Origin of the sequence: Leptolyngbya sp. FACHB-711, from assembly GCF_014695615.1 — a bacterium.
Lineage (GTDB): Bacteria > Cyanobacteriota > Cyanobacteriia > Elainellales > Elainellaceae > Leptolyngbya_A.
In genome coordinates, this window is sequence record NZ_JACJOR010000198.1 from 1 (window position 1) to 6782 (window position 6782).

Genomic DNA, 6782 nt, shown 5'->3' on the forward strand with positions numbered 1-6782 from the left:
CCTCGGTGTGCATCGCCCCGTTCCAGTTAAACGACGCACCCGGAAAGATCTCAAGGTCATTGCGGAACCAGGCAGCCCACTTAAAGCCCTGGGTTGCTTCCCGGTCTTGCTGAAACTCTAGCGTCGATACCGTTCCGTTTTGCGAATTCGGTACGACATAGGCATTGACCTGAAAATTCTTCCGCAGCCTGGTGCGGTTGTTAGGGTCAGGAAACCAGCCGTCGCCGTTTACAAGACTCAAGCCTGCCGCCCCTCCGTTAGAACGCTGGCAAGCCAGGTTTGCCTGGTTAGTATTACTGAGCGGTGCGTTTCGCACTTGCAGCCGTTCGGCACGATCCTCCAGGGCAGTCTGCCGGGAATCTTGTAGCGGATTGACAGGGGTGACGCCAGCCGCATTGTTTGCCGGAGCCGTCATGATAATGGAATAGAGAACGGTTGCATCGGTTACACCGTCACCGTTTGTATCGGCAGGATACTTCCAGGCGTTATCCCGTAAACGATCGCCGTCAATGTCGAGACGTTCTTCCCCTGGCAGCGTGTAGGGATCAGGAGCATTGGGATCAGATGGAAAGCGTTGAGGTCCGGGGGAACCTGCAATATTCCGCCCATCGTTGAGCATCATGCCAAGCAACTGTCGCTGGCTGGGAACGCCCCCTGCACGAGGATCACGAAGCGGATCAAACAAAAACTCTAGCTTTGCCCTTGCCCGATCGATCGCCGGAGTTGCGGCATTGTAAATAACCTGCTGTTGCCGTTCGCCGATCGTCTGCTGCGTCCGGGTATAAGTGCGATAGCCGATCGCGCCAACCGTCAGCGTGACGACCAGCAGCAGCAGTGCCGTGGTGGGCAGCACAAAACCTGCTTGAGGCTGAGGCTGTCTGCCAATCAAGAGCAACACACGCATGACCCAGCGCACGAAGCCTTTAATCCAGGTACGTGGCGATTTGATAAGGTGCTGCATCAGTTTAGGGATTGCCCTGATTTTCCGTGGGGTTGACATATCTGTCTGCCTGTTTTCTGCCTAGTCAGTGAGGTTCGAGAAAATGAGATTTTGACCTTTCAAAACTTCACATTTGAACCGTGTTTTTGGGATCAATTCTGCCAATCGGTCTCTGTAATCACCGTCTTAACAACTTCTAGCCGCTGGAACAACAGGAGAATCACGCGCAGGAAATCACAGGGAAACTCGAATTTGTTCAAAGTAAACAAGACATTATTAAACAAGTCTCAGTAAATTTATCGAGGGAAAAGGTCTGAAATGTCAACCAGAGTAAACCCTGCCCGGATTGTGCCTATTTGCGCCTATTGCCGCATAGGATACCCGCCCCAACTGGAGAAACGATCAAGCGCAGCCGCAGGTTTGAACCGCAACGCATTATAAAATCCGATGAAGCGATCGTCAGAGTCACGAAGATGAAGCCCAAATCATGAAGGCTCCTCTGAGCACAGCCCTCAAGCACACGCCGCCGCAATCAGCAAAAAGATCAGCAAAATAAAAGAGACCTTTCTCACTAGGGCTTTTGCCTGAGAAAGATCTCTGAAATAGAAAGCTCGAAAAAATAGAATTTCTCGATTGAGAAGGTTTCGACAGCGAATTTTGATAGTCAATAACGCGATCGAAATGAATTCAATTAAGCGCAGCAACACCCGATAAAAAGCGCAGAAAGCGGAATTTATAGCTTGCTGAGATCCAGTCCCAGTTCGCGGGCAACTGCATCTAAACCCCGGTTGTTGAGCGTTTTGATTGCTTTGGTCGAAAGACGCAGCTTGATAAACCGCTTTCCCCCTTCCCACCAGATGCGCTTTTCCTGAAGATTAACTTCCTGCAATTTCTTGGTGCGGCGGTGCGAGTGAGACACGGCGTAGGCGTTGTTTGCCTTTTTGCCAGTAATTTGACAGCGACGAGCCATAGGATTTGACCTGGTTATTTCGACTTCGATGGACACAATCCCTTAGTATAGCAGCAGTGCAGAGCATCGCAGCCGGATTGCAAGCGATCGAGCAGCTTCTCTCCCTGTCCTGCTCTGCGGCTACTTTACTACTGCGTCAGGCGGGTTAGCACCTGATTCGATCGCTCCACAAACGATTTCATGCCGTCTGCGTCAAAGCCCCTTTGCGCCATCAATGCCAGATCGTAAACGTGCTGACAGATGAGCGTAGACAATTCGCCCGAGGGAGACTGACCGCCCGCCTGAAGGATCTTGCCCTGGTTGATCGTCAGCAGATTTTGGATCAGGGGATGTGCGGTGTTGACCAGCAGCGTATGTTCTTCCGGGAACTCAGCAGTTTGCTGCGTCAGCAGGGCAGTCATTTCGCTCATACGGCGCAGCTCTTCGGGAAGGAGGACGATCGCTGGAGGAGCCGCTTCTGCGTGGTCAGACTTGAGAGCCTCGGTGCGAATCGTTACCTTGGGCTTGCCTAGCGCCTGCTGAAACAGCTCTTTGACCTGCTCACTGCGAGTTTTATTCGTCGTCGGGTCAACGATTTCGCTAGATTTCTCTTTATCAATCAGCGTTTCATCCAAGTCAGAATCAACGCGGGAAAACTTGACTTCGGGATGCTCGCGCTCCAGGAAGCTGATGAAGTGGGAATCGATGAACGAATCCATAAACAGCACTTCTAAGCCCTGGCTCTTGTGGAGTTCCACGTAAGTCGCCTGAGAGGCTGGGTCAGTGCAGTAGTAAACCCGATTTTCGTGGCGGGCTTTGTTGCGCTCCAGATAGTCTTTGAGCGTGGTGTAGAATTTGCCGTCCAGGCTGTCTGCTGCCTGCTCCTTTGGCTCAACGTCCTGCCACAAATCGCCCTCTGCCGACTGCACCTGAACCGCTGACGTATCGCTCTTCGGTGTCCCTTCAAACGTGGTGCGGAAGATCAGGATATCTTCGACCTGCTTTTTGAACTTGTCGTCGTTCATCGAGCCGAACTTGACAAAGGTTCCCAGGTCTTGCCAGCAGCGAATATACTGAGTCCGATCGTCCCGATAAAGCTCCTTGAGGCGATCGCCTACTTTCTTCGCAATGTAGTCGGCAATTCTGCGGACAGTGCGATCGTTCTGCAAAAAGCTGCGGGAAACGTTGAGTGGAATATCGGAGCTGTCGATCACGCCGCGCAGGGGCAGCAGGAAGCGGGGAATCACTTCCTCGCAGTTGTCGCTCACAAACACCTGATTGCAGAACAGCTTGATCTGCCCCTTGGTGACATCTACATCCGGCTTCAGCTTCGGAAAATAGAGGATGCCGTTGACCACAAACGGATAGTCCGTATTCAGGTGTACCCAGAGCAATGGCTCTTCCTGGAACGGATACAGGTAGCGGTAAAACTCCAGATAGTCTTCCTGGGTGAGGCTGTTGGGCGACTCCTTCCAGGGAGCTTTTTGCTTGTTGGTCTGTTCGCCGTCCAGCTTGATCGGGAAGGGCATGAAATCACAGTAGGTTTTGACCAACTGCTGAATCCGATACGGCTCCAGATATTCTTTTTCTTCCTCCATCAAGGTCAGCGTTATTGTCGTGCCAACCGCCTGGCGATCGGACTGCGAAAGCTCAAACTGAGTCGAACCGTCGCAAGACCAGTGAACGGGCTGCGATCCTTCTTTGTAAGACAGCGTATCGATCTCAACCTGCGACGCCACCATAAAGGATGAATAGAAGCCCAGACCAAAGTGACCGATAATCGACTGATCGGTACTGTTCTTATATTTCTGGACGAACTCCTCTGCACTAGAGAAGGCGACCTGGTTGATGTATTTCTTCACCTCATCCGCCGTCATGCCGATGCCGTTATCAGAAATCGACAGCGTGCCTTTCTCCTTATCAATGGCGATCGTAATTTCCGGTTCACCCGCGTCGCCCGTAAATTCCCCAGAGCGAGACACCATCCGCAGCTTTTGGATTGCATCTACTGCGTTGGAAATTAGCTCTCTCAGAAAAATCTCGTGGTCGGAGTAGAGCCATTTTTTGATGATCGGAAAAATATTTTCCGTATGGATGCTGATATTGCCCTGTTCCAGAATCGTGGTCATAGATTAGTGCCGCAGGGGTTACAAGTTACAAGTACAAACTTTTGCCAGTCCGATGATTCTCTAGACTAGGCGATCGTTCCCATTGTAATCATTCTGGTTGACCCTACTTAAAGGATTACGGATTCCCCTACCTTCCTTTCTGCACTGGAGTTAGAGCGACAACAGCTACGCTACAGGGGAATGGTCTGAATGGTGATGAGAGCCCCGCGTTTGTAAAGCCGCATCACTCCGCCCGGTCGAACCTGAACGAGCGCCCTTAAGAGGGAGCTGCTAAGCATCACCGCATTCTCAGGCCCAGAAATCGTCAGACTCTCGTTTGATCGGGATTCGACCAGTTCCCTCAGTCCATCTTTAGGAAGGGTCATGGCTCTCTCAGTGGAGCGCAAGAAGCCATTCGCTCAACCTACCAATTTTCTTCGATCGCAATATTGAGGTTTGGGGCGATGCGAAGCAGTTCCCCCTTCGGGGTAATCGTCATTGATCAGAAACAGCCGTGGTCTAGGCTGTAATTCGATCGAAACACCCTTGATTCGGGCTAATTCCGTTTTTAAGATCTTAGGCAGAATAAAAGGCAAAAAAAGACCGAAGAAACGCTCTAGGATTCAGGCTAATGGCTGGAATCAGGAGGATTATACGGAAAATATGTCGGGCTAATGTTCGATCGGAGCGATTAGACGGAATTCATTCAGCCCAATTGCCTCTACAGGGTAGATAGCCCGAACGAGTTCAGCCCAATCAGTAGTTAGACGGCAATCTGACAAATTGCTAAGTACGCCCGGAAATCCCTTTTACATAGATGTATTCTGAGAGAAATCAGAATACATAAAAATCGAAACATGAAGCACAGGTTGGCAATAGCAGTATTCCTATCCATGTCCACCTTGTTAACAACACAAGTTGTACATGCACAAACTGCTAGGAATTACATGTATGAGCGGCTAAATACTCTCGACTTTGGATGGGAATTAGGACGGCATCTTCTCATAATTTTCATAGCAGGTGCTTTAGGAGGCTTCGTTTCATTTCTAATGAACTTTAAAGTCAGTGAGGAGGAGTTATCAAAACCAATCGTGCAGAGGTTAACTAGGATCGAACAAGAACTGGCTAAGCAAAATAGAAATTTAAGTGATAAAGAGAGAGCTAAGTTAGAAGAAAAAGCGGCAAAAGAAAAGTGGAGTGCTATTCTAAAGTGCTGTCTTTCGCAATCAATAGTGGGTGGTGCAGCAGCGCCGCCTGTTTTATTACTTCTTAAACCTGACAACGCTTTTGCACTACTAGCTATGTCCTTAGTTGTTGGTACTGCTGGTTCTGCATTCTTTCGTGCTTTGCAAGAACAGATGCTGGAATATGTTAGGAGGGAAGAGAAAGTTACGAGGCAGGCGCAGATTCAATTCAAGCAGCAATCAGACAAAGTAGGAGAGCTTATAACTGCTCTATCGGAAAACGATATAGAAAGAGTAAAAGAAATTGCCGAAGAATTGAAGGGCGCATGTGCTGCCAATACTGCTGCTTTTGGTAGACCGCCAGGTGATATTTCCGTGACATCAACGTCTCAGGTAATTCCTGTTGAAGTCAGTAATCCTGGTAAGGCGTACGAAGGTAACGGCAATTACTATCAAAGTAGTGTAGGCAATCAGAATCCTCAAACAGCACCGCAATAAATCTCATATAGCTGTAAGTAAGTGTATTGCTTCTAGGCAACTAGCCGTCCAACAATTCGCTTGGAGCGGACTATGGGAAGGTTTTGGTGCACTGCGGTGACTGTTGGCAGCCGCTCAAGCGAGCCGTTAGGCTTTGCTCTTCCGTGGGGTTGCTCTTGCCATCCCTCTACCGTGAGTATCTACTTACCTTCTGCTTAAGTCCATCAGTTGTGACGTTGATTAAAACGAAGTTTGTAGAAATTGGAAGCACCCGCAATTTAATGTTCTGCAAATTTTTGTATATGAAGATGAAAGCGTCGGCTAGGTTGTCGGTTGTAGTAGTAAAACGGGTTTACTGAAAACAAGAAAGTATTACCATCAATTGCTATGAATGAGCCAATAGATATTGAAATAGTTAGAGCTGAAGCACTCAGAAAGTTAGGGAGGAACATGGTCAACTTTTCAAAAATAGAGGCAGTATTGAAATATTTGCTTTCAATGGGCCAATTCGAGGGAACTGAGGAAACAATTTCCGAACAATTGCGTAGGAATCAGGCTAGGCTTCACAAGCAGAGCTTAGGTAAGTTGGTTCAGGAATTTCATAAAAATGTTGTAGTTGATGCTAGCCAGGTTGAAACCACAACAGCCTCTTCCAATTCAGGAATTTCTTTCTATTTCAAGGTCACCTGTGATAACCCAGATTTCTTAAAGATTCAGAAACGTGCACTCTCAGATGTTGTAGTTGAGCGAAACAAGTTAATTCATCAAGACTTGGCACTTCTTGATACCAGTTGTGTAGAGGATTACCGTAAGCTCATTAGTCTTATGGATGAACAAAATCCTCGACTATTAGCTCATCTTGAGGAACTAGGGTGGATAATAAAGTCGGTGAGTAATGGCTGGCAAACCTTCGGGGATCTGTTTAAATCACCAGAATTTCTTGAATACATACAATCTAGCCAAGCTGATGCCTAACAAACCGCTGTACTGGAACGCCGCAAGTTGGTCGGTTCAATGTTCAAGGTTGCCTGCATCTGGTGAGCTTGGTCGTTAGCTGTCAAGGAGGATATCGATGATCTCTCCACCTCTACCCACACAACAGATTGATACAGCACAGATCGGAA

Annotated in this window: 5 protein-coding genes and 1 pseudogene; 2 read left to right on the forward strand and 4 right to left on the reverse strand. The window is 48.5% G+C overall.

The window, feature by feature from the left end; genetic code table 11:
* The 4 genes and pseudogenes from H6F80_RS07425 to H6F80_RS07440 form a co-directional block, all read right to left on the reverse strand.
* Window positions 1–961 (reverse strand): annotated as a pseudogene (locus H6F80_RS07425) (hypothetical protein); the annotation flags it as partial.
* 712 nt (window positions 962–1673) lie between these two features.
* A complete protein-coding gene (gene rpmB / locus H6F80_RS07430) occupies window positions 1674–1910 on the reverse strand; it encodes a 50S ribosomal protein L28 (RefSeq protein WP_190790950.1) in 237 nt (78 codons plus the stop codon).
* 128 nt (window positions 1911–2038) lie between these two features.
* Window positions 2039–4018, reverse strand: coding sequence for a molecular chaperone HtpG (gene htpG, locus H6F80_RS07435; RefSeq protein WP_190790951.1), 1980 nt, complete (start codon window positions 4016–4018; stop codon window positions 2039–2041).
* A 170-nt stretch (window positions 4019–4188) separates the two neighbouring features.
* Window positions 4189–4383 carry a hypothetical protein gene (locus H6F80_RS07440; RefSeq protein ID WP_190790952.1) on the reverse strand — a complete coding sequence of 65 codons (195 nt, stop codon included), beginning with the start codon at window positions 4381–4383 and terminating at the stop codon, window positions 4189–4191.
* Between the two features lie 507 nt (window positions 4384–4890).
* Between H6F80_RS07440 and H6F80_RS07445 the strand changes: the two genes are divergently transcribed.
* Window positions 4891–5679: an HMG-box domain-containing protein gene (locus tag H6F80_RS07445; protein WP_190790953.1), complete on the forward strand. Its 789-nt coding sequence runs from the start codon at window positions 4891–4893 to the stop codon at window positions 5677–5679.
* 366 nt (window positions 5680–6045) lie between these two features.
* On the forward strand, window positions 6046–6633 hold the full coding sequence (locus tag H6F80_RS07450; RefSeq protein WP_190790954.1) for a hypothetical protein: 588 nt from the start codon (window positions 6046–6048) through the stop codon (window positions 6631–6633).
* Window positions 6634–6782: the final 149 nt, after the last annotated feature.

Coding starts and splice junctions, on each gene's coding strand:
- rpmB (WP_190790950.1), bottom strand. CDS start 1,910: ATGGCTCGTCGCTGTCAAATTACTGGCAAAAAGGCAAACAACGCCTAC.
- htpG (WP_190790951.1), bottom strand. CDS start 4,018: ATGACCACGATTCTGGAACAGGGCAATATCAGCATCCATACGGAAAAT.
- H6F80_RS07440 (WP_190790952.1), bottom strand. CDS start 4,383: ATGACCCTTCCTAAAGATGGACTGAGGGAACTGGTCGAATCCCGATCA.
- H6F80_RS07445 (WP_190790953.1), top strand. CDS start 4,891: ATGTCCACCTTGTTAACAACACAAGTTGTACATGCACAAACTGCTAGG.
- H6F80_RS07450 (WP_190790954.1), top strand. CDS start 6,046: ATGAATGAGCCAATAGATATTGAAATAGTTAGAGCTGAAGCACTCAGA.